Genomic DNA, 24,884 nt, shown 5'->3' on the forward strand with positions numbered 1-24,884 from the left:
GCCCGGTCTTAATGCACATGGCCTCATGGTTTAGGGTTCGTCCGCACCCTTTGCTTCCTTGGAAGCGCCGCCGCCGCTCGTAGTCGGCAGCCAGCGCCTCGATTTTCGAAGCGGCTTCTCATTCATTGATGGAGGCAGCCAAACGTCGACACCGCGACGCTTCCGCAATCAAGCGGTATATTCGTTCGGCATTTCTTCTTAACAATCGGGTAGCGGCATGAGCTTCCCGACGGAAGCTACGCCGGAAAGAACTTGACCGGTTGTTAATCGTTGCCGCTCCAGCTCGCAAGAATGCTGGCAACTGGAGCCACCTCGATCTGCAAGCTGAATCGCTTGGTATAGAGATTGATGAGCGCATCATGACTTTCATCGGACGAGCTGCAGAGCGCGTCCTCAGCGAGGATGACACGGTAGCCGATATCGACCGCAGCCAGTACCGTTGCGAGCACACAGACATCGGTCTCACCGCCGGACACGATCAGCGTGTCCACCTGATGCCCATCCAGAAAGGCCTGCAGCCGCCCATTGGTGAACGCGCAGTAAGTCTGGCGGTCGAATACTGTGGCAGGCGGCACAAAGCGTGTCAGGGCCGGCATCAGCTCAAGCAACGCCGGATCGACCTTGTCGCGCGTCACGCATTCCCATTTCTCATAATAGGCTTTCCAGACGCCGCGCGCCTCGGACTTGTTGCGGACCGGAATGAAGCGCGTGAAGACAGTACGTTGCGGCGCGTGCGCGATCAGTCTGACTGCCTCAGGCAGCGCACGCTCCAACGAGGGCGTTGCCCATGGGGCACATGGCGCGAACAACCCTTGCATGTCGATACAGAGATGGACGGCACGCCGCCCTGCTTCCAGCCAACAACCGAAGCGACATGCATCGGCGGCATCAGATATTGCTGCAGCGCCGGCAGGTCGGGCCGCGCACCGATCTGGGTCTTCGGGTCGGGGGCCGTCTCCCTGCTGCAGCCAGCAAGTCCCAGCCCGGCCGTCAGCGCTCCGACCAGTGCGATGCGAGTTGCGTTTGTCGGATCAAATCGCATCAGTCCGCCACTCCAACCCGATACCGATAGACCATGGTCCAGCCGAGCCAGCCCGTGAACAGCATGACGAGGACCGTCAGCGCCGACAGCACCAGACCGGTCGGCACCACCGACGTCCAAGCGTCGCGACTGTGGATCAAGGCGTTACACAGCGCGAGCAGCATCACAACGACGTTGCCGAGCATGTGCAACCAGGCATAGGGCAGCCCGCGGACCAGGCGATTGCCCCAGGAAGTCGATCAGGCCGGCGATTGCGGCAAGACCGCCCATGATCAGTCCCGCGAACAACAACCAGGCCGAGAAATCCGCCCACATCATTTCGGCCGTGCGCCAGTAAGTAATGTCGGTCACCAACGTGCCGACGAAGCAGGCGATCGGAAATGGCACCAGCATCGGATGGAGGGGATGCATGCCAATTTTTGCCGTAGAGGCGGGATTGATAGAGCACGTGGTGACAGTCACGACCTCGTGCATTTGCGCACCTCCGAAAAAAGCCCAACGGCGCGCTCAGAGCGATGTTCCTAAAGTGTGTGCGGCCTCGTCCCGGCACACATTCTCATCTACGTTTTGATAAGATAGATGCGAACGCGTCGGCTGTCAGAAGCGGGCTGTCAAGCCGCCGTCCGGCACATCTCCGCGCCTGCCATCATCAAGCGGAAATGTGCCGGCCCAACGTGCTTGCCGCCGGTGACGGGGCAATGGTTCATCGCCGTGGCAAGGCAGGCCTTGGAAGAGGAAGTGCGAGCCTCGGCGCATCGGGTCATCTCATCCGAGAACGCCATGACTGCCACCTCATGCCGCGCTGCGTTGTGTATGCCGGCCTTCTCTCACCTCCTCGATGATCTTAGCGCTGAAGGCCTCAAGATCTCCAGGATTTCGAGAAGTCACGACGCCCTGGTCGACGACGACCTCGGCGTCCTCCCAGATTGCGCCGGCATTCGCCACGTCGGTCTTGATCGACTTGTAGGAGGTCATCTTGCGGCCCCTGGCGATCCCGGTCTCGATCAACAGCCAGGGCGCGTGACAGACCGCTGCGACGATCTTCTTCGCATCGAAGATATCCTTGATGAACTTCAGCGCCTTGGGTTCGACACGCAGCAGGTCTGGATTGATTTGTCCGCCCGGCAGGACGACCGCGTCGTAATCTAAGGCTGCCGCTTGATCCAGCGTTTTGTCGACGTTGACCGGACGTCCCCAATCCTTCTTGTCCCATCCCCTGATCTCGCCCGCGGCGATCGACACGATTTCGACCGTGGCGCCGGCCTTTTTCAGGCGATCGCGCGGCACTTCGAGCTCCGACTGTTCAAAGCCATGCGTTGCGAGGATAGCAATTTTCTTGCCATTCAAATTCATGAGTTGCTCCGTTGGCGTTCTTCACCGATCCATGATCAACGCGAAGCGGCACAGCTATCTGACGTCCTGCGATGGCGAGCGTAATGCCTCCGTCAGCAACCGTCGCAAGTAGCGCAGCCCGTCAACGGTCAGCCTGGTTTCTCTCACCTCGCCCTTCGCGACCTCCGCCTTGAGAAACGTCTCAGGCTCGGGAAGCGCACAATCGAACTTGTCTGCGATGCCCATTAGCTCGCAGGTTTCCTTGATGCGCTCGATCGGTCTTTCCAGCACGTTGACCTGAACCATTTGGCTCAAGCGCGGGTGCTGTTATTGGTTCCTATGTACATCGCAAGTTACGCGGTTGCGAAAAATAGCATCCACCTCGGCATCATGCGGCGGTCACGTGCGTTCATGGAACATGCGCCATCGCCAGGCAAAAGCGTCCGCCGCGCTTCTGGAATGGTTGCGCGATCGTTGAACGGCACAGGGCGTATCAATCTCGGGCAAGGCGCGGTCCCTACCGTCCAGGGCGTTGGCGCGTTGCTCAGCTCCGCACTCGGCGGCCGGATCGCACAATGGATCGGCTACGGCCCAGCCTTCTTGGTGCTCGGCGGATTGGGACTCCTGTCGGTTGCGATCTGGATCGCTTTCCGGTCAACCGTGCGGCTGTACTAGACAACGAGCGTCTTGCTATGACGCCCTGCCAACCGTATCCGCCATCCTTGCGCCCCGCGCCCCGAGGGGCTTGCCGCGACCCTCGGTCGAATCGATAGCGGTCTGATGCTCGATCTCCGAATTCAATTCTGCGCCACACAGCACGATGATAGCGGACATCCACATCCAGGTCATCAGGCCAATGGCCGCGCCGAGCGAGCCATAGGTTGCGCCGTAATTTCCAAAGTTTGCAAGATACCAGGAGAGCAGCGCGGAACCGATCAGCCATAGGAGAGCCGCCGCGACGGCACCGACGCTGAGCCATTGCCAGCGCGGCTTGGCTCGGCTGGGGCCATAGCGGTAAAGCACCGCAAGCGCCGTTAGGAGTAGGAGCAGCAAGATCGGCCACCGTCCGAACCGGACGATAAGCTCGGCCCGTGTGCCCAGGCCAAACTGCTGCAGCAGAAGGGGCACGACGACCACAGCTCCGACCATCAGCATGATCGAGATCAGCGCTGCGACGGTGAATGAGAGGGATATCAGATTGAGCTTGAAGAAGCCACGCTTCTCCTTCTCCTCGTAGACGACGTTAAGCGCATCGAAGATCGCTTTCATGCCGGCATTGGCGCTCCAGATCGCAACCAGCAGACCGACCACAAAGGTCAGGCCGAGCGTCGAGGTGCCCTTCGCCAGCACGCGGGCGATCTGGTCCTGGACGATCCCAAACGAACCTTCCGGAAGCATCAGCGCGAGGCTTTGCAGATTGGACGAGATCGTCGACGGATCGGCGAACAGGCCGTAACTCGACACCAACGCGGTGATGGCCGGGAAGACCGCCAGCAGGCCGTAGAACACGACGCCGGCGGCGGTCGCCAGCAGCCGGTCCTCGTCGATCTGCTGATAGGTTCGCAGCAGAATATCTTTCCACCCCGCGGCCGGAATCTGAAGCGGCGTCTCAGCCAGCCGTCCACGATCCTGTGCTTCGGCCAATGCGGGCTTGATGCCTTGCTCGCGCTCGACCGGCGCCTCCCACCGCGAGATATGTCGATAAATCGCGAGGGTTGCCAGAGCCGTCGCACCGGCAAGCATCAGGTCGTTTGGCCAACTGGAGCGCTGTGCCATCGCCAGCCCTAAATGCCGTCGTGCCGCCGCTTGAAGCGCGATGCGGCGAACCAGCCGACGAGCATGATTGCAGCCCCAGCGGCCAGCACCTGGGTCGTTGGGTCGACGGCTGCTGCCGATCCCGACCGGGAGGTGGCGATCAGCCGCGCCGCGACGGGCACGGCGATGGCACGCTTGAGCATGTCGGACTGCCGGCTGGGGCGCGGCACCGCCGGCGCTGGGCGGGCGAGCAGAATACGACCCGCCAGCAGCCCAATAAGCCCGAGCAGCAGAAAGGCGCCTCCGACCACCGCGTATGCGATCCAGATGTCGTAGCGCATCTCAAGGGCGTGAAAAGCCGCGCCAACCCCGATCCCGATCGCAATGAAGAGCGAGACCGCGCCAAACAGCATGACTCCGCACGCCACCGCGTAGCCGGTCATCAGGCGTCCGGCCCAACGTCGCAAGTCCCCGAGATAGGAGCGGAAGATCAGGCTCAGCGAAGACGATCGGGTGTGGGCGCCCATGGCGATATCCAATGCAAGTCGGCATCCGACAACCCGGCAGGATCATCGACGTTCCCTACCCCTGCCGCTTGAGACGGCTCCGGCCGGGCGGTGCCGGAATCGGTGAGCATGGCAGTGACGAGGTCCATGAGCCGCTGCTTGACGGCGTCGGCGTCGGCCGGCTACCACGTTCCCGCCACGTGGCCGGTCGCCAACCGAGTGCCTAGCTGATCGGAGCGAGATGCGTGCGCGGCGGCAGGGAACTTGAGAACGGCCTAGCAACCATGAGGGCCGCGCGCTCGTCGGTTTCGAGCGCGATCTTCTGGGCAAGCATCACGTCGCCCGGCACCAAACAACCGACCGGCCGAAAGCACCAGCCGACCACAATGCGGCCTGTGTCGTCTATTTCATAGACGTTGGTCGATGTCCCGTAGCAAATTCGATATCGCTTGCCCGACTCCGAGCCGACGACGTCGAAGCGGTTGCATTTTTCGAACTGCGAGCGCTGCTCGGGCGACAACCATGCGGACATCAGCGCCAGCCCGCGCGCCTCGTTTCGTTCGTGGGCCTGCCAGCGCTCCCAAATCGCGGATAGCGTCGCACGCAGCGTACCGACGGCGCGCCGCAATGCGGACAGTAGAGGCACGGTACGCAGACGGGCCATCATGGCCTTATCCGCCGACCAGCCTTGGATAGAACAAGGTTTCCTCGGCGGTCGGATCCAGCGCCCGCACGAGCGCGGCTTCGCCGTGCGATCTCCGCACCGCGGCGGTGTAGCCATCCGACGTCAGTTCGGCAAAGCGCGCGTTCGCCCAGGCGAGTTGCTCGCTGTCACTCGGGTCGAAATAATGCCGAGTGTCGCCGGTGTGGTCCATGATCAAGATCGTTGCCATCTCTGTCTTCCTCGAGCACGTTCAATCAACGATTCAAACGATCGGTACGGCCGTGGTCGGCCGACTTCCCATCCACTCCGGCAGTGGTGCGCCATCGCGGTGGCGACCTCCCGCGCAGGCCGCAACCCAAGCCGCGACCGCGCCGCACAGCAGCGCCGCCGCAGCAGAGAATGCCAGGATCACCGAGCTGCGCCGCGACCGCTGGATTGCGGTTCTGGCATCACCGATGACGCTGTCGACGCGACTTTCGGCGTCGGCAGCCGGCAACCCCGTCGCCGCCGCAACCTGCTGGATCAGATAGCTGTGATCTTCGGTGCTCACGCCGCTATGGCCAGAGCTAGTCAATAGAATGCGGCCTGCCTCAGCCCGTTCGTAACCGATGTCAATATTGGCCGGACGTCGTGGCGACCGGTACAGCCGGTCAAGCTCGGCACTCAGCAACGGCTCCGCGGCCGTGGCCGATGGCCGATTCTGGATCGTCGGACGCGCGGCCGATAGTCCGACCAGCGCGACAACCGCCGCGCCCACGATGACGGCGAGCGCCCAGGCGATCAGACCATGAAGCCCGTCGCTGCTTTCGATCACGTCGGCCGGCGTCGCGCCGATCACCTGCCGCGCGCGGCCGGCAATATAGCCGCCGACACCGAAGCTAACCAGCGCCTGCAGGACCAAGTACAGCCCGGACAGCAACGCGAGCGCAGACGATGCATCGCGCCACGAAGGTGAACTCGAGCTAACGCCCAAGCCGATTGCAGCGCCGAAGCTGATCAAGATCAGCGACAGAGCAGCTGCGGCGAGCGCACCCGCGAAGACCGGGCTCCACTGCAGACGCAAGCCGACCTTGCTGTCGACGACGTCGGCAACACTTTGGTGACTGTCCATGATGTACCTACCGCAATCCAAAGAACGACAGCACCGCAAGGATGACCACGATCAGTCCCACCAGGTAAATCAGCTGGTTCATGCAAGCCTCCTCCGCTCAATCGTCCTGACAATCTGGCCAGGAAGCCAAAGTTCCTATGCGAGCCAACGAGCCCGATGCGCGGGTGAACACTCGCGAACGGCCAGAAGCTGGAACAGGCGTGTGGCACAGCTGTTGGTGGAGAACGATCTCGCTGTTGACGAGGAATACGGCCCTATTCCTCGTAAGGGCTATCGAGTCGCGAGACTTCGCGAATGCGAACCTCAGACCAATTGGAAACTGGCCATCTCGCCTGAAGCGCCATGACGTCGCTACCCAACCCAAGCGGTTCAAAATTGGACGGGTGAATTGATCACCCCGGAAGCGTGGTCCTGTTGGGTTGGTCGATCTCCGTCGGTGCGTCAGGGCTCTCGCGTTCTGCATTTAACTCGACTTCCGCCGCGTGCCAGAATTCGGTGTCCCGGCCTTCTGGCTTCCCAGCTCTCTCCCAGAGCAGGTGCGCGTAGTCTCGTATCTGCTGTTCGGTCGCCATGGCTACTCCTTGATCCCCAACTCTTTGCGCACCGTCGCTGCAGAATTCCCGACCTTGTCGACGGCCTTCTGAAGCTCTTCCTTCGACACGCCAAGCGCATGAGTCCAGTATTTGACCTCAAACGGCTCGTGCATGTTGATCTTCGACCGGTCCGGCTGCTCTTTTTTCGTCAGATTGTCCATCGGCCCTTCGTTATTTCAAACGGCGCATTCGGGACGGCTTTGGTCCACGCAAATACCTCACTGCCTCGACCGCGACGACGTTTTCTTCGCCGGCCTTTCCGGCGATGAACTCGGTGACAGGTTGCCTAACCGACTTGCTTCTCCGCGGTCAAATCAGTCATCCTTCTCCGGCTGCTCCTTCGGGAAGACCGATCAACGCGGCCTAGAAACCGTCGTTCCTCGCGTTCGATTGGGGGCCTGAAAAATGAGGATCGATCGGTTCGGAGACGGAGTGTCCGCGTTGCCTTCAGCGGCTCGAGCCCATGATGTCTCTGGAGCGGCGCGCCAACCTGATCCGCCGACGCTGCGGTTAGGTTGAGCAGCGATCGGACAACAATATCAGGTCATCGGCCAGACGATCGAGATTTGCAGGGTGCGGTAAGCGACAGGACGGCACGCGCGGAAGCAAGCGTCCAGCAATCGGCACAAGCGCCGCTGACCAGGTTGGCGCCCGAATAGGAACGTAGTGCGTCTCGCGGGACTTAGGACTCGCTAGTTCGTCCTCCAGGAAACCAAGCAATGGCGAAGACAACGAAACCAACCCGCGAATTGCGCGGGACGGCAACCATTCACGACCAAAAACTTGAACGTGGTGAAGGAGGCGAACTTCATCAAATTGCATCAGGTAAGGTGCCTATGCTCACGACGGCGCAGGGTGGTCCGGTTTCCGACGACCAGAACTCCCTGAAAATCGGTCCGCGTGGCCCGACGCTGCCGGAGGATTTCCATTTTCGGGAAAAGATCTTCCACTTCGATCACGAACGGATCCCCGAGCGGGTCGTGCATGCCCGTGGCTACGCGGCGCACGGCTTCTTCGAGAACTACAAGCCCCTGTCGAAGTATACCAGGGCTGACCTGTTCCAGCGCACCGGTGAAAAGACACCAGCCTTCGTCCGATTTTCAACCGTGGCCGGCAGCAAGGGCTCTTTCGACCTCGCCCGGGATGTCCGTGGCTTCGCCGTAAAGCTCTACACACAGGAAGGCAATTGGGACATCGTTGGCAACAACATCCCGGTTTTCTTCATCCAGGACGCCATCAAGTTTCCCGACATGGTCCACGCTGTGAAGGAGGAACCTGATTGCGCCTTTCCGCAGGCACAATCGGCCCACGACAATTTCTGGGATTTCATCGGCCTCACCCCTGAGAGCATGCACATGATCATGTGGGTGATGTCCGATCGTGCTATCCCGCGATCGTTCCGCTTCATGGAAGGGTTCGGTGTGCACACCTTCCGGTTCGTAAACGCGAAGAACGAGTCCACCTTCGTCAAATTTCACTGGAAGCCAAAATTGGGCATGCAGTCAGTGGAAGCCGTCAAAATCAACGGTGCCGATCCGGACTTCCATCGCCGGGATCTTTGGACCGCCATCAAAACCGGCAACTTCCCGGAATGGGAACTTCAACTGCAACTGTTCGATCAGGACTTCGCCGATTCCTTCGACTTCGACGTGCTTGATCCGACGAAGCTCATACCGGAGGAAGTACTGCCGCCCATCCCCGCCGGTCGGCTAGTGCTCAATCGCATGCCCGACAATTTCTTTGCGGAAACCGAACAGGTCGCCTTCATGACCCAGAACGTTCCGCCGGGGTCGAATTCTCGAACGATCCGCTGCTGCAAGGACGCAACTTCTCGTACCTCGACACCCAGCTCAAGCGGCTCGGAAGTCCAAACTTCACGCAGATCCCGATCAATGCGCCCAAATGCCCGATCGCTCATTTTCAGCAGGACGGCCACATGGCCCTGCGCAATTCAGTCGGGCGCGCCAACTACCAGCCGAATTCCTTCGGCGAGGGCCCCAGAGAGTCGCCACAGCGCGGCTTCACGTCATTCGCCGACGTGGAGCAAGGCCCCAAACGTCGTCTGCGCGCCGAGAGCTTCGCAGACCATTATAGCCAGGCGCGTCAGTTCTTTATCAGTCAAACCATGGGAGAGCAGGCGCACATCGCTGCCGCTTTGACGTTCGAACTCAGCAAGGTTCAAACGCCTGCAATCCGGGAACGGATGGTCTCGCATCTCCTGAACATCGATGAGAAGCTGGCCAACAAGGTCGCCGGCAAACTTGGTCTGCAGAAGATGCCAAAGCCGGCAGATGCTGCCGCACCGACACGTCAGGATCTCAATCCCTCCCCGGCGCTGAGCATCGTCGAGAACGGACCCGAGCGCTTCGAGGGCCGCAAGTTGGGTATCCTGGTTTCCGACGGAACCGATGCCGGTCTCCTTCAGGCACTCAAGGCCGCGCTCGGCCAGGCCGGAGCGACGTACGAGATCATTGCGCCGACGGTCGCCGGAGCCAGGGCGAACGATGGCAGCTGGATCCACGCCGATCAAATGATCGATGGCGGGCCCTCGGTGTTGTACGATGCCGTTGCCCTGCTGCCGACACAGGCGGCCATGGACGATTTACTGCAGGAGTCATCGGCACGGGATTTCGTCGCCGACGCCTTTGCTCACTGCAAGTTCATCGGCTACGTTGGCTCCGTGCTACCGCTGTTCGCGAAAGCCGGCATCGCCGCCGATGACTTCGACGAGGGTTGTGTCACCTTGGAAAGCGCCGGGGACGCCAAATCGTTTGTCGACGGCCTCGGGAAGCTCCGCGTCTGGGAACGCGAGCCCCATGTCAAGATTCCCTAGAAGAGACAGTCTTAAGCGGCCAGAAGGAAGGCTTCGACGACGCGTCTGCGCTTTGCGAGCGAAGCGGCCAGACCGACCGGTTCGAAAATAGATTTCTGACTGAAGCGGAGCGCGAAATCGGCGCGGGCACGACTGAACCGTCGCAATAACAACGCCGCCGCTGCTTTTCATTCAACTTATGAAGACAAGAATCGATCAGCGCCGTCCTCCAACCTCGTCAATCCGGCGCAACAGGTCGGCTGGGTCGTCATAGACGCGAAACGCTCCGGATTGCCTGAGTTCGTCCGATCCATAACCGCCGCTCAGGAGACCTACTCCCAGTGCACGGCAACGAACGGCCGCCATCATGTCCCAGACACTGTCGCCGACCACGATGGCAGTCTCGATTGGCGCGTTAAGCCGCGCGGCCGCGGCAAGAAACAAATCCGGATCCGGTTTGGCATACTTGACCTGATCGCGCGTCACGACCGAGGTTCGTTCCGGATCGACGCCCAACGAAGCAAGATTAACGGCAGCGGTTTCCATTCGACCACTGGTCGCGATCGCCCACGGTATTCCAGCTTCCGACAACCATCGCAAAAGATCGCGCGCGCCCGGCAGGGGGCGGACCTGGCTTGCCTGTTGCTGGTAAGAGGCCGCATGCGCGCGCCGTAGGCGGTCGATGCGCTCCGCGCTGATCTCGATGCCAATCTCCCGGAGGAGTTGATTGGTGAAGAGGCCACCGCTCATGCCAATCTTGCGATGGATGCGCCAGACCGATAGTTCGATTCCTTCGGAATCGAGTGCATGCTTCCAGGCCAGCACGTGCTGATAGACGCTGTCGACCAGCGTACCGTCGAGGTCGAACAGGAAGACTGGCTCGATGCGCATGCGAACTCTCCGTCACAGTGGGCTTGCACCCTCCCCGAGGGACGACATAGGACTCATCGATACGCAATCAAGGTGCTGGCCCTTGGCCGACTGGAATGTAGGCTTCAGTCCTCGCCTTGCAGTTGCAATCAGTGAAGCGCACTTTTCCGACACAGGCCGGGACGCTTCTTTGGGGACCGCAAATGTCGTCGGATCAACTTCGCTCGCGCTGTATGAAACATCTGCGAGAGGCCGCGCAGGTTCCGCGGCCGACTGCGCCTAACAAGGCTCACTGCGCAATCGGCGCAGCCCGCCGATTTCTCTGGACGCCGCCTTCATCAAACCCCTTGCCGCCTCGCGCTCCCGACCAACCACAAATCCGGACACGAATGCCTGAGCCCTCCGATTGGCGCGAGGGGCGTTCAGCGCAGCGTTCGTCCCCATCTCGCGATGCGCCATAAAGTCATTCAAGGAGCCAAGGGCCGATTGAATTCTCTTGAGCCGGTCGGAGAGCCCTGCGAGTTCCTTGTGATCGCTATGGGCGTAAAGGCTCTTAAAGAACTCGACTGCATAACGGATCTTCTTGATTCTTATGCGTAGTTTGTGGCGTTGCGTCGGATCGAGTTCCTGCAAGCGCTTGCCTTGCTTGCGTGCCTTCCTGATGCGCCGGTCGAGCAGTGCTGCCGCATAGGGACCAATCAATCGCTTGTCGTGGGCTGACGCGCTGCTGGTCGCGATCCATTCGAGCACATCGAGCAAAAGACGACGAAACCGGGCCGACGCAACCGCCCGTCCAGCGCGCCTGAAGGCCGCAAGCCGTTGGGCGGCAAACTTCTTCTCGATAGCGCGAGAGCCGCGTTTTGGCACGCTCTCATGCGCGACGGGATGAACGCGCTCTTTCAAGAATACGTCGATCTCACGAGCTGGCGCGAGCTCACGGGTGAGCCATTTAAGCTCAGCCTTAATCCGCGCGGTATTCGTTCGCGGAAGGACATCGTTGAAGAGCGAGATGGCGGCACGCGTTCGCCGCAAGCCTACGCGCATCTGATGGATTGCCTCCGAATCCAGTGCACGCACCGCATCCGCATTGCATGCAAAATGCCGGAGCGTCGCAGACGCAACAATGCGGAAGGCTCCGTTTGGCGCTAACTCACGATCAAGCCGAATAGGTGCCGCATGCATCGCTCTTTCGCCGTCATCTTCGAGGAGCCGATAGCCCTTCTCTGCCTTCGATCGCAAGTCGAGTTCGGCGGCGGTCTTGCGGTCGAGCTTTCGCGCCAACGAAAACAGATCCGACGGACGCCCGGATTTTAATTCGAGCTCGAATTCGGCAATCGGTTGCGAGCGCCCGCCGGCCGAAATCTTGCCGCGGTCGATCGCGAGCTCAATCTCGCTGCGGCGGGTTCGAATTGTCTGTACGGCACGGCGAATCGAGGTGCGAAAGACCGGCTTCAGCTTCCGGGACAAGTGCTTAGCGCTGAAATCATCGAGCGGCGTACCTTCCGCCTTGGCAATGTCGGGCTTGAGGCGATCGACCTCGGCCTCCCATTCGCCACGCGTGAGGTTTCCTGAAGCGGTCGACTTTACCGTTTGCACAAACTTGTTGTCGACCTGTCGCACCCTCAGCGTGAGGCCACTCCGCTTGAGCTTGCGCTTGTTCGTATCAAAATACGTAGAAACAAGATCTTGCTGGGACCAATCGGCGCGCCGCACACCGGGGACGCCGCCCTTCGTCATGGCCGATAGCCCGCGGGGCGAAGCTCGGAACTTCAATTCAGTCTCGACGCTCATTGCCGATTCAAAAAGACGCAATCACGGAAAGGTTCCCGTCGTCGCGGCGTGAGATCTTTTTGGCTGTGACTGCGCAGTTAGGATTTGGCACGGCGACCGCGCCACAAACTTGTCGTCATGACTGGAACAGACAGGCCTTCCCGGTTTTGAACCGAATATTTCAATCGAGGAGGACCCCATGCCTCGCGGCGACAAGTCCAGCTACACTGAAAAGCAAAAGCGCCAGGCAGAGCACATCGAGGAAGGCTACGAGCACCGCGGCGTTCCGGAGAAGGAGGCCGAGCGGCGTGCTTGGGCGACCGTGAACAAGGAGACCCACGGCGGCAAGAAAAGCGGCTCCGGCCGCGGAACAGAAGAAGACCATTCGCCGTCGAAGAAAGGCGGCCGTCTCGGCGGCGCCGCCTCGGCCAAGCGGCCCGCTGCGGAGCGGTCGCGATCAGCCAAGAAGGCGGCGCGGACCAGAAAGCGGCGCGCTGCCTGAAGACGCGTAATCGGCTGCCGCTTCTCGGCGCGAGAATGGCTGTCCTTGCCACGGATCAAACGGGAGCCATCTGTGGACGAAAGGTTCCAGGAAAGGGCCATCATCACTACCGGCGGGGCGTCCGGCATCGGCGAAGCAAGAGCTCGCCGGTTCGCGGCCGAGGGCGCCAAGGTCGCGTTGGTCGACCGCAACAAGGACGCCCTCGAAAAGCTCGCCAAGAGCCCGCCGGCCGACCGGACGATGGCCCATGCCGCCGACGTGTCGGATTCCAGGGCTGTCGACGCAATGGTCACCGCAGTAGTGGGTCACTTCGGCCGGCTAGACGTGGCACCAAACCGGCGCGGCCGCCTTGGGTGAGACTTTCGGCCTCTTAGGCCTTGTCGCGGGCAAAAGACGTAGTCGCATCTGAGGCCGGTATCCGACATGGATTCATTGTGAGGTGATCGCGAGCACGGCCGTCGGCCATGCTCGATCGTTAAAGGAACGCCGCGCCTTCTATCCGGTTGTTTTTGACTTTCAACCTTGCGGGAGAAGCAGACGAAGGAGGAAGCAGTCATGCGGATACCCACTCTATTGACGCTCGTCTTCGCGGCCACGGCGATTGGTCTTCCGGTAGCCGCCCAGCAGACGAGCCCGGGGCAAAACCTTCAGAGCGAAGCCGACAAGGGTGCGAAAACCCACAACTCAGGCGCGTCGGGCTATGTCGGAGAACAAGAAAAGCCGGGCGCTGCCTCCCATCCGCCTGGCGAGCCGAACACCGCTGCCGCGGGCACAAGTCCGGCAACGGCGCCCAGCGCGCAGAATTCCGGTGCCGGCATCAGCGGTTCAGCTGGCAACAAGAACGGACCTGCTGCGCAAAAGGGCACAGTCGGATCAAGCCAGCAAAACCTCTCGGTGCAGGAACAGGATCCCTCGAACATCAGGGGCCTTCCGGGGGGCAAGAGCGGATCCGCCACCAAGCGATCACCTCGGTAGAACGTCAGACTATCTGTTGTCTTGAAGAAAAGGTGCCGCTGCGATCGTGGCGGCTCCTACGTGTGTGCGCGAGGTCGATGCTCGTGCAATATCCGCAACATTCGCGCGTCGCCGACACGACGTGAAATCCCGTTCGCACGCTAACCAGCAAGAGCCTGGATCCCGTCGTCTTCCGAAGGCGCACACTGTCCAGGAACCGTTCGCCCGCGCGCGTTCGCGCCCCTCGCGGCGACGTTCGGGTCGCCGCCTCGTCCGGTCAACGCCACATAATCGGCGCCTGCGAGAGAGCTCGGCGTCCGACCTGCTTGAGACCTTCGGGGCGACACCTCTCCGCAGTTGGCAGCTTCCAAAATCTTCGAGGCGAGTGGGCATGAAGGTCGCAGCTTTTCGAGGCTAGCCACGAGGGAGCTTTTCGGCCGCCGGCTGCCATACCGCGCCAGGGCCGGATTCAAATAGTTTCGGTTTGCACGACAGCTAGGAGGTCGCGGCATCGCCGGTCCGATGTGACGGCAATCGCGTCCATCTAGCTAAAAGTACGGCAGTTGCCGACGCCGGAGCTTTAGTGCCTTTCAGGTGACAGGCGGAGGACCCATATTAGATTTCCCGCCTCGTCAGTTACTTCCATCCGCCATTCCTGGCCGGGCTTCAGCGTGCCATCGAGGTCCTGAAGGAATTTTCCAGCAGTGATGGTGGCTTCCTTCCAAGCGGCGTCGCTGTCGGGCAGGTCCATGCCTGTTTCGTCTGGATCCCGCTGTCGGTGCTGGATGTGAAAAAAATACCGCGGCATCTCGGGGCCACTGATTGGAACTATTGCGCTCAAGTTGGCGGGACAATTATCTACATTCACGCCCGTTCCAAGCGTATGGTCGGAGTGGAAGCGGACAGCCTCCCGTCCGGAAAGGTTGACAAGGAACTTCAGATGCCCATCGAGATGATGATCCGGAAGTTGCGGCAGCACTCTGAGTTACCCGACGAGGATACGAAAGCCCTCCGGTCCATTATTGCATCGGTGAAGAGCTTGCCGGAAGATTCTTCGATCTTTCGCGAGGGGCAGCTTAGTACCCAGTGCTGCGTGATTCTGAGCGGCTTTGCCTATCGATCGAAAGTGTCGGAAGATGGCAAACGGCAGATTCTATCATTCCACATCGCAGGCGACATGCCCGATCTTCACGGCTTGCCACTGAAGCGGATGGACCACGACCTGACCACGCTGTCGAAAGCGCAACTTGGTTTCATTGATCACGATGCGCTCGAGCGAACCCTTAGTACGCGTCCGGCTTTGGCACGAGCGCTCTGGCGCGAATCGCTTGTTGACGCCGCATTGTTCCGGCAATGGATAGTCAATTTGGGCACACGATCCGCATCGGGGCGCATGGCCTATTTGATTGCGGAATTGCGCCAGCGGCTTGGAGCGATGGGTATGGTCGCTAACGAGCAGTTTGACTTTCCGATCACTCAATCGAACGCTGGCCGACGCGCTTGGATTGAGCGTCGTGCATGTCAACCGCGTCCTTCAGGCGTTCCGAACCCAAGGCATCCTTGATTTAAAGCGCCGCGTCGTTACGCTTGGCGACTTCGAAAGGATTGTCCAACTCGGTGGATTTGACAGCTTAAACGACAAAACTAGCACCCAGTAGCGCCCAGTGCGGTTGAGAAGCAGGACGGACTTCCGCTTGGGGCCAGACTCGGAAGTCAAAGGGCGCACCCGCGACGTCCGCTTCACCGCCCACTCTCGCGCCGCTTGCGCAGGTTTTTGCTCCTTCCAATGCGCGCGCAACGCGTCGAGTGTCTTGCAAATCGCAAGCCCTCATAATGCTGGTTTTTTCCGCCGGCGAAAGCCGATCGCCCGCACGCCGAGATCAGACAGTGCGATGCTCATCAAGGACATGCCGATGCGCTCACCGGTGGTCAACAACCTGTCGAGTTCGCGGCGATTAGGATGCGGGCTGCCTGATAGGCCATCCTGACGAGTTCGTCTGTGGTCTTGACGATCGCCGAAACGATCGCGACGACACGATGACCACGGCCAAATCTGCTGTTGCGAGACAGGCGCCGCGATATTTCTGCACGGTGACGGGATTGGTAGGCATTCTTGCCCGCGTCTTGTTGAAAGGCGCAGCTGGACGGGATCAGATCGTTCTCCCCTTCGACGCTTTTGCGGTGTTTGATCGTCTCGCCACGATCTGCAGAGCGCCCCTGTTGCGCTTCTTGATATCCGCTTGCGCGTGAGCCCGATCCGAGGCCTGTTGCACAGCCCAGCTCGCGACAGGGTCGATCATTTGGATCAAAATGGAAACGCGCAATGGGCGGAAGCCGTTGGCCCTACGTTTTCCAAACGCTGTTGCTCGAGCGCAACGTGCAGCTGCTGGCAGCGCGCTGCTGCGTTCGGTGATTTTCACCGACGATGAGCTCTGATATTGGTGTCGTCACCGAAACGATCAAGACTCCCCTCCCCGGCCGCGGCGACGTGTTACGGCGTGTATCCATACATCCCGGATGTCCGGTTTTGATGCTGCTACTCCAAGGACAGCCGGACCTACTTTTTCGCGTGCTTCGGGGCCGGTGCGCCGTCTTTTTCCCTTTTGATATTCCCCTTGGTCGCACTCATGCCGGTCGTATCCATCGAACCATCTGGCTTGGCACCGTGCGTCACTCCGGGTTTCTCCATCCCTGTCTGTGGAGCGGGGCCGGTGTTCTGAGCCAAGGCCGAGCCGCACAGGAGCGTAAGAGCGGTGACCGCGACGAACTTCTTCATTGGTGTCTCCTTTGGATGACCTACGAATAATTCGGCGCGCTAAAGTGCGGTTCCCAGGTAGGCGATCGCGGCGCTTGTAAGTGCAGCAGCGGACTGGCAAAAAGCGGCAAAGATTCACATGCGTTATTTCGGGAACCGCAGATCAATTTGATGATCCGAGCCACGGGGCACCTGATTTTCATTTCGTGTTTTTTCAGCCCTAGTAGCGACGACCGCTGCTTCTCGGCGGACGGCGGTTCGGCGATCCGGATTGGCCCCGGCATTACCCTCCAAGGGTGCCGGGGCCTTTTTTGTGGTGGCCAAACAGCACAAAACGGCCGCTAGAAATACGCGCGAGAATCCAGCCAGGCGCGGGCGCCAAACTCGTCAAAGGGCTGACGAGTTTCAAACGGGAGCGGAGCGACAGAAGCCAAAAACGATCGGCTGAAATATGCCAAGCCTTGCCAACGGCTCGCAGGCTTTGGAACATCGCGAAGTCATTGCCGTTGCTTCCCAATGCGAGGAGATGTGATGCTGATCCAAAAAAGCAGGCAGACCGACTGCGTATCAACATACATCAAGTCGCTGACATCAAGCACTGGACACACCCTCTCAGTGTGCCGAAGGCAGAGCTTCGAATGATCGTCGAGAAAGCCTGCGATTCAGTGATCGCCGTTCGCAAACAGCCTGGCATCGAGTGGAGCGATGAAGATGAATCGTGAGGCTGAAGAACTGGCAATTGAAGCCGCGCAATGCGCAAAAGAGGCCCGCCACCAAGCTGCGCTCCTACCGGAAGGTCCAATTCGCGATGCGCTACTTGAAAAAGCAAGCCAATACGAAGCTCTAATCCAAGTCGATCCAACGCATAATCCTGTTGGCTAGCGACAGGAACGGACTGCGCCGTCCTCGTCGCGCACCTCAATTGCTAATTCGCGTGTAAGTCCGCCGTCAGAAATAGCTCGCCGCGCCTCATCTCTAGCGAAGTTGGCCAAGCGCTCGTGCCGCTTCGTCCTGCAGGGCTATGACATTGCCTCGCTCGTCTCGTAGATCGAAAAAATAACTGCGCATTGAGTGCGCTCCCATATGGGGCGGGAGCATGATCGTTCCTACCCAGGCGGTTTCCCGATAGTCCCGCTTTCTTTCGCGAAGGCATCGCCCTTTCGCCCAAGACGCAGTGCGCGAGGCAACACCGGATGGAGCTTGCCTTTGGTTCGTGTATCGCCACTTGCGAACAAGGTAACGTCATGCCCAAGCTCGACCAGCTCGTCCCCCAACCTCTGCGTCGCCATAGAGCTTCGGAGAAACGCCTTCAGCCAGGAGGACCAAGTTGGGCTATGCGCATAGCCTATTCCCCCGCTCCGAGCATGGATCGCAGGGCCAACACGACGATTGAAGAGAGCAAATATGAGACGGCGAGGAGTGTCCAAACTGGCCGCGCGCCGACCGTGACGATGCGCTCGAGCAGCCTTTCTCTGCGCTTTAACATTCGACGTCGGGAAGTCGCGTGAGATAGGCCAGTCCAAAGCTGGCAATCTCTTCCGCATCGCCTTCGCGAACCTCCCATCCTGCATGCAGATGACGTTCAAGGAGACAGCGGCGCGTATCCGAGGCATCGACCCCCGAATGAGTAGCGCGGAAAACGGACCAGGCGGTGTCGACAGCTGTTCGCAACGTGCATGCTTCTGCCATTCACAAAGCTCCAAGGGCGCAGGTATCATTCGCCGGTAACTCGGAATCGGGGCGAAGGTTGCTACTTTCTCCCGATCTGACAAAACAGCTGCGACCACCCTGCCGCGCCACGTCGGAGCCTCTCCGGCGGGCCGGGCCCTGGCGTAGCCTGCTAGCCTCTACAGATCGGCAGTACCGCCTCGATCAGGCCCCATGTTTTGCGTCCTGATTCTCGGCGCGGCCCGCAACCCAGCAAGAATAAGAAGCGGCGGAAAGTTTCAGGCGGGCTATGTACCTTGGCCGTCGTCTCCGTCCTGTCGTTCGCGCCGTGCCCGTTGTCAATGGATGGTCAGATGGCCCGTCACCGCGACGGTCGTACCTGACGTATAGCTCGATCATGATGGCTGGCTGCTTGAGAGATGCCAGCAGTAGGGCTTTTCGGACGACAAAGCCGGAGACTTCTGACTTGATCCCCTGCCGAGAGGGGTTGCAGAGTAGGTTTTCTGCGGTGCTGCTTGAGAAGAGCCTCCTTTTGCCTTTTGTGCCCCAGCGACGCCCCATCCGACGGCGAGGCAATAGACCCGGCAAGGCTCCGGAATCGCCGACAGCACCGCCGACGATGCCGAGCGCGAAAACTAGCTCCGCGAAAGGAGTTGCGGCTTCAAGACCTCGGCTGCCCGAGAGCGCCTGTCCTCACGCCCACGCCGCCGCATTCTATGCGCGGCGCCGGTCGTCCTGCCTCATCCTTGGAACATTTGCCACTTCGTCCTGTTCCATAAAGGCAATCACCGAGGGAGACATAAGATGAAGAAACTCTTCGCTATTGGGCCTCTGCTGGCCGTCGCAATGGTAACCGGCGCATCCGCCGCAACAACCGTCCTAAAGGAAGGACCGACGGAAAGTTGGACTGTGACGAATTACTACAAGCAGGCCGTGTACGATCCGAAGGAAAGCAAGATCGGCGATATCGACGACGTCCTCGTCGACAAGTCGGGGAAGATCACGGGTCTCGTGATCGGCGTCGGCGGCTTTCTCGGAGCCGGCCAGAAGGATGTCATTGTGCCATTCACGGCAGTCAAAACCACCAAGAAGAACGACAAATGGTGGTTGACCCTGGACGAAACAAAGGACGACCTGAAAGGCGCTCCGGGCTTTAAGTACGACCGCACCAGCACCACCTGGGTGCCCGAGACAAAGTAGCGCGATATCAGCGAACGCGAGCATTCGTTGCTCGTGTTTGCTATGCAGCGTCGATCGCGCGGCAACTGCCGAAGGAGCAGGCGTCGCGAATTTGGCAATACGCCTCTCGGATGTCCGAGAGCGGTTCGCTAGGCGATTGAGATGCGGATAGCCTCGGCCGCCGAACCTAGTGGCGACACTTATCGCAGTGCCATGCGATGTCCATGGCTGCCATGTTCGCGGACGCGGAGGAACGAAATTCCTCACCAGGCCGGAGAGAAGCGACGCGCCACCTGGTTTGCCGGCGATCTGAAGATGCGTCCCGACCTCGGGCACGTCGTTCTCAGGCAGCCTGGCGTCAACGGACGTCGTCGTTCCCTATGCGATCGCCGCCAAATAGGCTGCGCCCGATTGTCCGTCATTGCGCCGTCGGCGACGGCCCCAGGGGATCGCGACTGATGCGCACCGGCACCGACTTGGCCGCCGGGCCCTTGCTGCCCACGGCGAAATGCCAGAGCGGGATAAGGACGTTGCACTCCGGATAGTATCCGACGATGCCGCCAGGGGCACGTCGTAGGGAACGACCTGAAGTTCTCCCAGCCGGCGCTCGACACCGTCATTAGCTGCGGTCTCCAGCGTGACGAGATCTCCCTGGGCGAGACCTAATGCGGCCATGTCGTCCGCGTTCATCAGCAAAACGTCACGGCTGCCGTAGATCCCGCGAAAGCGGTCATCCTCGTTGTAGACGGTCGTGTTGAACTGACCGTCAGCGCGGATCGTCATGAGTTCGAAGACGCCGTCGCGGATTTGCGGAACATCGATCGCTGCCTTCGGAACCGTGAAATTGGCCTTTCCGTTCGGCGTATGCCACTTTCGCTCACGGGCGCCAAGCGGACGGGCAAAGCCGCCGGGCTCGAACATGCGCGTGTTGAAATCCTTGAACTGATCCGGATAGGTCCGCTCGATGGCGTCGCGCACCAGCGCGTAATCGCCGACCCAGGCATCCCAGTCGACGTTCGGATTGCGCGACAACGTCGCTTTCGCCATCTCCGCGATGATCCGCGGTTCGGACAGAAGCCGGTCGGCAACCGGCTTGCGCTGTCCGCGCGAGCCATGAATGCACGCCGTGGAATCTTCCATGGCGACAGCTTGCGCCCCGCTCGCCTGCTGATCGATCTCGATCCGGCCAAGACAGGGCAACAGATAGGTCACCTCGCCGGGCACGAGATGCGTCCGGTTGAGTTTCGTCGCGATCTGCACGGAGAGCCGAAGCTTAGTCCAAGCCGGCTCCATCAGCGACCGATCAGGAATGGACCGGACGAAATTACCACCGAGGCTGACGAAACCGCGCACCTCGCCCTTCAGAATACCCTTGCAGGCGTCCACCGTCGTCAGACCGTCCTCTCTCGGCGGCTCGAAACCATAGAGCTCCTTCAGCTTGTCGAGAGGGACGAGCTTGGTCTTCTCGGAGATGCCGACCGTGCGCTGGCCTTGGACGTTGGAGTGGCCGCGGATCGGCGAGATTCCAGCGCCCCGCTTTCCGATATTGCCGCGCAACAGCAGCAGATTGACGATCATCTTCACGGTCTCGACGCCGTGTCTGTGCTGCGTGACACCCATGCCGTAGTTTGCGATCACGGCCTTCGCGGCCATGTACGTGCTCGCGGCCTGGGACATCGCGGCCTGGCACAAACCGGACGTCCGCTCCAGGTCGGTCCATGATTGCTTGCGGCAGAAATCCGCGAAAGCATCGAACCCGTGTGTATGCTGTTCGATAAAGCTCACGTCGACGATACGTGCATGCCCCGCGGACCGCGCCGCGTCATCCGCCTCGATTACTGCCTTGCAAATACCGAGGATGGCTGCGGCGTCGCCGCCGAAACCTGACCTGATGGTATTGCGAACTGATGCGGGTGCCGCCGGCCACCATCTGGATGGGATCCTGTGGATTGGTGAAGCGCTCAAGACCACGTTCCCGCAGCGGATTGAAGGTGATGATCGGCACGCCGCGCTGCGCTGCCTCCTGCAGCGGATGCAGCATCCGAGGCGCATTTGTCGTCGTGTTATGGCCGAAGAACAGGATGCAGTCGGTTTGCTCGAAATCGTCGAGGTGCACGGTGCCGACGGGCACGCCGATCACCGGGGGCAGGGCCACCGACGTGCTTTCGTGGCACATGTTCGAACTGTCGGGGAAATTGTTCGTACCGTACATCCGGCCGAACAGCTGATACATGTAGCTCGCCTCGAGCGAAGCACGGCCGGAGGTGTAGAAGACCACTGAGCGCGGATCGAGCGCCTTCAGTTCACGGCCGATTTCTGCGAACGCGTCCGACCAGCTCACCGGCGCGTACCTGTCTGACGCCGCGTCATAGCGCATCGGCGCCGTAAGACGTCCCTGCTCCTCGAGCGCGTTGTCGGACCAGCCACGCAATTCCGCGAGCGTGTATTTCGTAAATAAGGTCGCGTCGACCGCCTTGTTGGTCACTTCCCATGCGGTCGCCTTGGCACCATTCTCGCAAAACTCGAACGGACGCGGCTTGGCCGGCTTCGCCCAGGAACAGCTGACGCACATGTAGCCGTCGGGCTTGTTCTGCTTCGACAGGATCTCGCTGCCGAGCAGCATCACTTCCTCCTGCGAAAGAATGCCCGCGACGGCTTTGATCGATCCCCATCCACCGGCCGGCCCGGCATATGGTTTCACCGTCACTTTTCGCTTCATGATTGATCTCGCAGAGCGCATCTTTTGGCGAAAACCACTGATCGAATGGGAAGTTCCTAGTGCGAGGAGGAACCTCCTCGCTGTGCGCTGTGAGCCGCGCCGGGATCAGGATGGATTCGAGGCGTGGCGCGCCCTCGCCGAGGAGTGCCCCCATCGCGTCCAGCTGCTGCCGTCCTATTCGTGACACCCGACGACCTCGAGGAGTTTCAATGATGTCGCCGAACTGCGGTCGATCGACGTCACTCTGGGCCCATCAGGTATTGAGTTGCGCATGTGGCTTGCCGGCGCCGGCGAGGAGCGCTGAGGCGCCGTCACCGGAACCTTGTCGGCCCGACGGGCTCCGGCCAATTCGGAATCGAGACCCTTGCGGACGCCGCACGTCCAATGCTGCAGTTGACCAGCTGGACCGCGCTGCGTCCTACAGAAACGGCTTCCCGCCAGTCACGGCAACGGTCGCACCGGACGTAAAGCTCGAGAGTGGATCGGCCAACATGACGTAGGCTGTCGCCAGTTCGGCGGGCTGTCCAGCCCGCTTCAGCGGAACCTGCTTGCCGAAATTCGTCACCGCCTCCTCCGGCATGGTCGACGGAATCAGCGGCGTCCAGATCGGTCCCGGCGCGACTGCATTCACGCGAATGCCTTTGGACGCCAGCATCTGCGCCAGCCCTCCGGTGAAGTTGTGGACGGCGCCTTTCGTGGTCGCATAGGCCAACAGGATCGGGTTCGGCATGTCGGAGTTGATCGACGCGGTGTTAATGATCGCGCTACCCGCCGGCATATGCGGCACCGCCGCTTTGGTGAGATAGAACATCGCGTGGATGTTTACCTCGAAGGTCAGCTGCCATTCCTCGTCGCTGATATCGGCAATGTCCTTGAACGTGGCCTGATGCGCGGCGTTGTTGACGAGGATATCGATCCTGCCAAAATCCTGGACGGCACGGCAGACAACCGAGCGGCAGTGGTCAGCACTGCGCAGGTCGCCAGCGATCAGGACCGCCTTGCGTCTTTCAGCCTCAACCAGCGCTTTCACCTCAAGCGCGTCGTCATGCTCGTTCAGATAGGCGATCAGGATGTCGGCCCCCTCGCGGGCGTAGGCGAGCGCGACCGCACGCCCAATGCCGCTGTCCGCGCCTGTGATGACGGCCTTCTTGCCTTTGAGTTTGCCCGAGCCGCGGTAGCTGGATTCGCCATGGTCCGGAGGCGGATCCATTTTGGCCGTCGTGCCCGGCATGGGTTGCGTCTGATTAGGATAGGGCGGCTTGCGATAATCGGGCATGAACGACTCCGCGTATTGATTGATTTTCAATCGCAGCGCTTGACAAGTGTTCCTAGATGCCAGTGTTCGTGGATAGCAGAGCGCAGCACAAAGGCAGCAACGCGCCAAGTGCTACGCTTTAAAGTGCGGATGATTCAGTGTGAGCGGGACCAGGATGGCCAAACGAAGCGGCAGCGCAGACCTTCCTCTCCACGGCGGACGCGTTCCGCCGTGGCTTGCCGAACGGGTGTCCGAACTCGGCGCCATCGTCGCTAGGTCGTCGCGCGTCAATATGCTCGCGACGAGTTCCTGCAACGGCTGTTACATCCCTTTTGCTTCCAGTCGTTCGGACCGTCAATCACGGCCAGTGGCATCGGCGCTCTGAAGCACTCCTGTCGCCACTCGAGCGAGAGGTGGGAAGCATACGTCAGCGGCGACCGCGGCAAGCACTTGCGCCGCACGCCGACGAGCTAGCTCAACTCGGCGAGCGCACGGGCGTCGACGGCCGGAATGACGCGGGCGAGCCGGCTCGGGCGAAAGTCGACAGTGTCGCGGTGCGGACAGTGAGCCTCCATGGGTTCTTCGCGACGCGGTACCGCAGATGGACCGTGGTGCAGCAGGGCGTGAACGGCGACAAGCGGCAGGCCTGGCGCTAGCATTCCGGAAATCTGCGCAGTTTTGTCGATGAGCCGCACAGTGCGATCGATGGTCCGGAGCAATGCGAGATCGCCAACGTAACGGATCATCGTGCCGCCCTTTCCCGCGACACCCCAGATCGATCTGCTTGCCGCGCTCGGCCCTGACGGAGTCGCCAATCAATACAGGACGCATTTCAACCATCTCGACCGCATGTGCGACACATTGCGACGCCCCATCCAGGCGGCCGAAGCGGTTGCTTCCCCACTTCGCCAATCCTACCGCAGAAGCCCGGCGCGTGCATCGCCGGGCCTTTAGGGGTGCAGATCGTCTGGGCTCACCAATAGGGCGAGGCTCGATAGTAATCGTAGACGCGCCGGTCGTTCTCGCGATTCCAGCTCCAGTCATTGTCGCTGGTGTAGCGTGGCGCTTTTTCCAATTGGTCCTTGGTAACGTTGGTCCGGTACCCGCCGAGATTGGTATCATAGGTTAAGCTTGACCACGGCGTCGGATAGTGATCATCGCCGATGCCCAGGAACCCGCCATAGCCCAAGACGGCATAGGCGACCTTGCCCGACACCTTGTCGATCATGACGCGCTCGATGCTACCAATCTTCTGCTTGTCGGCTCCATAGACGGCGGTGCCTTCCACCTTGTCGCTGCCGATGAGATTTCCAGTCTCGCGTTCTGCCATCACTCTCTCCCGGGGTTGGACGGTTAGAAAGTCAAACGCGGGCCTAATGAGCTCGTTCCTAGTGCTG

At 60.6% G+C, this 24,884-nt stretch carries 27 protein-coding genes and 4 pseudogenes; 12 read left to right on the forward strand and 19 right to left on the reverse strand.

Translation table 11 applies throughout. The features are described from left to right. Positions 1-263 precede the first annotated feature (263 nt). The 4 genes and pseudogenes from ACVWW1_RS20045 to ACVWW1_RS20060 all read right to left on the reverse strand — a co-directional run bounded on the left by ACVWW1_RS20045 (position 264) and on the right by ACVWW1_RS20060 (position 2,680). Positions 264-857, reverse strand: a complete 594-nt coding sequence (locus tag ACVWW1_RS20045) for a cysteine hydrolase (protein WP_456660625.1) — start codon at positions 855-857, stop codon at positions 264-266. A 184-nt stretch (positions 858-1,041) separates the two neighbouring features. Next, positions 1,042-1,516 (reverse strand): annotated as a pseudogene (locus ACVWW1_RS20050) (DUF2231 domain-containing protein). A gap of 318 nt (positions 1,517-1,834) precedes the next feature. Further along, on the reverse strand, positions 1,835-2,395 hold the full coding sequence (locus ACVWW1_RS20055) for a type 1 glutamine amidotransferase domain-containing protein (RefSeq protein WP_456657171.1): 561 nt from the start codon (positions 2,393-2,395) through the stop codon (positions 1,835-1,837). 54 nt (positions 2,396-2,449) lie between these two features. Further along, positions 2,450-2,680: a hypothetical protein gene (locus tag ACVWW1_RS20060; RefSeq protein WP_456657172.1), complete on the reverse strand. Its 231-nt coding sequence runs from the start codon at positions 2,678-2,680 to the stop codon at positions 2,450-2,452. A 234-nt stretch (positions 2,681-2,914) separates the two neighbouring features. On the opposite strand from ACVWW1_RS20060, the gene ACVWW1_RS20065 reads away from it, so the two are divergent. Continuing rightward, positions 2,915-3,049 (forward strand): hypothetical protein, encoded by a 135-nt coding sequence (locus ACVWW1_RS20065; RefSeq protein WP_456657173.1) that lies wholly within the window; start codon positions 2,915-2,917, stop codon positions 3,047-3,049. 15 nt (positions 3,050-3,064) lie between these two features. On the opposite strand, the gene ACVWW1_RS20070 is transcribed toward ACVWW1_RS20065, so the two are convergent. The 7 genes from ACVWW1_RS20070 to ACVWW1_RS20100 all read right to left on the reverse strand — a co-directional run bounded on the left by ACVWW1_RS20070 (position 3,065) and on the right by ACVWW1_RS20100 (position 7,164). Next, complete coding sequence (locus ACVWW1_RS20070; protein ID WP_456657174.1) at positions 3,065-4,150, reverse strand: YihY/virulence factor BrkB family protein; 1,086 nt, start codon at positions 4,148-4,150, stop codon at positions 3,065-3,067. An 8-nt stretch (positions 4,151-4,158) separates the two neighbouring features. Further along, positions 4,159-4,656 (reverse strand): hypothetical protein, encoded by a 498-nt coding sequence (locus ACVWW1_RS20075; RefSeq protein WP_456657175.1) that lies wholly within the window; start codon positions 4,654-4,656, stop codon positions 4,159-4,161. A gap of 202 nt (positions 4,657-4,858) precedes the next feature. Continuing rightward, positions 4,859-5,299 carry a hypothetical protein gene (locus tag ACVWW1_RS20080; RefSeq protein WP_456660626.1) on the reverse strand — a complete coding sequence of 147 codons (441 nt, stop codon included), beginning with the start codon at positions 5,297-5,299 and terminating at the stop codon, positions 4,859-4,861. Between the two features lie 7 nt (positions 5,300-5,306). Beyond that, positions 5,307-5,528: a hypothetical protein gene (locus tag ACVWW1_RS20085; RefSeq protein ID WP_456657176.1), complete on the reverse strand. Its 222-nt coding sequence runs from the start codon at positions 5,526-5,528 to the stop codon at positions 5,307-5,309. 33 nt (positions 5,529-5,561) lie between these two features. Continuing rightward, positions 5,562-6,410 carry a hypothetical protein gene (locus ACVWW1_RS20090; protein ID WP_456657177.1) on the reverse strand — a complete coding sequence of 283 codons (849 nt, stop codon included), beginning with the start codon at positions 6,408-6,410 and terminating at the stop codon, positions 5,562-5,564. Between the two features lie 392 nt (positions 6,411-6,802). Then, positions 6,803-6,982 (reverse strand): DUF2934 domain-containing protein, encoded by a 180-nt coding sequence (locus tag ACVWW1_RS20095; protein WP_456657178.1) that lies wholly within the window; start codon positions 6,980-6,982, stop codon positions 6,803-6,805. A gap of 2 nt (positions 6,983-6,984) precedes the next feature. After that, positions 6,985-7,164 (reverse strand): DUF3606 domain-containing protein, encoded by a 180-nt coding sequence (locus ACVWW1_RS20100; RefSeq protein ID WP_092117711.1) that lies wholly within the window; start codon positions 7,162-7,164, stop codon positions 6,985-6,987. A 558-nt stretch (positions 7,165-7,722) separates the two neighbouring features. On the opposite strand from ACVWW1_RS20100, the pseudogene katE reads away from it, so the two are divergent. Next, positions 7,723-9,836: pseudogene (gene katE, locus ACVWW1_RS20105) on the forward strand (catalase). A 195-nt stretch (positions 9,837-10,031) separates the two neighbouring features. Here the strand turns inward: katE and ACVWW1_RS20110 are convergent. Then, on the reverse strand, positions 10,032-10,706 hold the full coding sequence (locus ACVWW1_RS20110; protein ID WP_456657179.1) for an HAD family hydrolase: 675 nt from the start codon (positions 10,704-10,706) through the stop codon (positions 10,032-10,034). A gap of 258 nt (positions 10,707-10,964) precedes the next feature. Further along, complete coding sequence (locus ACVWW1_RS20115; protein WP_456657180.1) at positions 10,965-12,476, reverse strand: CYTH and CHAD domain-containing protein; 1,512 nt, start codon at positions 12,474-12,476, stop codon at positions 10,965-10,967. Positions 12,477-12,654: 178 nt separating this feature from the next. Between ACVWW1_RS20115 and ACVWW1_RS20120 the strand changes: the two genes are divergently transcribed. The 3 genes from ACVWW1_RS20120 to ACVWW1_RS20130 all read left to right on the forward strand — a co-directional run bounded on the left by ACVWW1_RS20120 (position 12,655) and on the right by ACVWW1_RS20130 (position 13,932). Beyond that, entirely contained in the window at positions 12,655-12,957 is a 303-nt protein-coding gene (locus tag ACVWW1_RS20120) for a plasmid stabilization protein (RefSeq protein WP_420965901.1), read from the forward strand. Positions 12,958-13,029: 72 nt separating this feature from the next. Next, positions 13,030-13,314: an SDR family NAD(P)-dependent oxidoreductase gene (locus ACVWW1_RS20125; protein WP_456657181.1), complete on the forward strand. Its 285-nt coding sequence runs from the start codon at positions 13,030-13,032 to the stop codon at positions 13,312-13,314. Positions 13,315-13,479: 165 nt separating this feature from the next. Then, positions 13,480-13,932, forward strand: a complete 453-nt coding sequence (locus ACVWW1_RS20130; protein WP_456657182.1) for a hypothetical protein — start codon at positions 13,480-13,482, stop codon at positions 13,930-13,932. A gap of 559 nt (positions 13,933-14,491) precedes the next feature. Here the strand turns inward: ACVWW1_RS20130 and ACVWW1_RS20135 are convergent. Continuing rightward, a complete protein-coding gene (locus ACVWW1_RS20135) occupies positions 14,492-14,662 on the reverse strand; it encodes a DUF6894 family protein (RefSeq protein ID WP_456657183.1) in 171 nt (56 codons plus the stop codon). 27 nt (positions 14,663-14,689) lie between these two features. Here ACVWW1_RS20135 and ACVWW1_RS20140 point away from each other — a divergent pair, with 27 nt between their 5' ends. From ACVWW1_RS20140 to ACVWW1_RS20150, 3 genes are all read left to right on the forward strand, one after another. Next, entirely contained in the window at positions 14,690-15,475 is a 786-nt protein-coding gene (locus tag ACVWW1_RS20140; RefSeq protein WP_456657184.1) for a Crp/Fnr family transcriptional regulator, read from the forward strand. Then, complete coding sequence (locus ACVWW1_RS20145; RefSeq protein WP_456657185.1) at positions 15,426-15,569, forward strand: hypothetical protein; 144 nt, start codon at positions 15,426-15,428, stop codon at positions 15,567-15,569. The genes ACVWW1_RS20140 and ACVWW1_RS20145 overlap by 50 nt, the downstream gene beginning before the upstream one ends. A 379-nt stretch (positions 15,570-15,948) precedes the next feature. Next, positions 15,949-16,161 (forward strand): hypothetical protein, encoded by a 213-nt coding sequence (locus ACVWW1_RS20150; protein WP_456657186.1) that lies wholly within the window; start codon positions 15,949-15,951, stop codon positions 16,159-16,161. A gap of 307 nt (positions 16,162-16,468) precedes the next feature. Here the strand turns inward: ACVWW1_RS20150 and ACVWW1_RS20155 are convergent, their stop codons facing one another. After that, positions 16,469-16,687, reverse strand: a complete 219-nt coding sequence (locus ACVWW1_RS20155) for a hypothetical protein (RefSeq protein WP_456657187.1) — start codon at positions 16,685-16,687, stop codon at positions 16,469-16,471. A gap of 275 nt (positions 16,688-16,962) precedes the next feature. Here ACVWW1_RS20155 and ACVWW1_RS20160 point away from each other — a divergent pair, with 275 nt between their 5' ends. Together ACVWW1_RS20160 and ACVWW1_RS20165 are read left to right on the forward strand one after the other, a co-directional pair. Beyond that, positions 16,963-17,388 carry a DUF3606 domain-containing protein gene (locus ACVWW1_RS20160; protein ID WP_456657188.1) on the forward strand — a complete coding sequence of 142 codons (426 nt, stop codon included), beginning with the start codon at positions 16,963-16,965 and terminating at the stop codon, positions 17,386-17,388. After that, on the forward strand, positions 17,372-17,548 hold the full coding sequence (locus ACVWW1_RS20165; RefSeq protein ID WP_456657189.1) for a hypothetical protein: 177 nt from the start codon (positions 17,372-17,374) through the stop codon (positions 17,546-17,548). Before ACVWW1_RS20160 ends, ACVWW1_RS20165 begins: the two co-directional genes overlap by 17 nt. A 278-nt stretch (positions 17,549-17,826) precedes the next feature. Here ACVWW1_RS20165 and ACVWW1_RS20170 read toward each other — a convergent pair. Beyond that, positions 17,827-18,008, reverse strand: a pseudogene (locus ACVWW1_RS20170) (glycosyltransferase family 4 protein); the annotation flags it as partial. 1,130 nt (positions 18,009-19,138) lie between these two features. Here ACVWW1_RS20170 and ACVWW1_RS20175 point away from each other — a divergent pair. Then, positions 19,139-19,534 carry a PRC-barrel domain-containing protein gene (locus ACVWW1_RS20175; protein WP_456657190.1) on the forward strand — a complete coding sequence of 132 codons (396 nt, stop codon included), beginning with the start codon at positions 19,139-19,141 and terminating at the stop codon, positions 19,532-19,534. Positions 19,535-19,931: 397 nt separating this feature from the next. On the opposite strand, the pseudogene ACVWW1_RS20180 reads toward ACVWW1_RS20175, so the two are convergent. Together ACVWW1_RS20180 and ACVWW1_RS20185 are read right to left on the reverse strand one after the other, a co-directional pair. Then, a pseudogene (locus ACVWW1_RS20180) lies at positions 19,932-22,232 on the reverse strand (FdhF/YdeP family oxidoreductase). A gap of 418 nt (positions 22,233-22,650) precedes the next feature. Next, the gene (locus ACVWW1_RS20185; protein ID WP_456660627.1) at positions 22,651-23,508 is read right to left on the reverse strand and encodes an SDR family oxidoreductase; all 858 of its coding nucleotides are present in this window, start codon (positions 23,506-23,508) and stop codon (positions 22,651-22,653) included. Positions 23,509-23,900: 392 nt separating this feature from the next. Here ACVWW1_RS20185 and ACVWW1_RS20190 point away from each other — a divergent pair, with 392 nt between their 5' ends. Then, complete coding sequence (locus ACVWW1_RS20190; protein WP_456657191.1) at positions 23,901-24,143, forward strand: hypothetical protein; 243 nt, start codon at positions 23,901-23,903, stop codon at positions 24,141-24,143. 317 nt (positions 24,144-24,460) lie between these two features. Here the strand turns inward: ACVWW1_RS20190 and ACVWW1_RS20195 are convergent, their stop codons facing one another. Then, positions 24,461-24,817, reverse strand: a complete 357-nt coding sequence (locus ACVWW1_RS20195; RefSeq protein ID WP_456657192.1) for a PRC-barrel domain-containing protein — start codon at positions 24,815-24,817, stop codon at positions 24,461-24,463. Between the last annotated feature and the right edge of the window lie 67 nt (positions 24,818-24,884).

The sequence above is a fragment of the Bradyrhizobium sp. JR3.5 genome, from assembly GCF_054057015.1.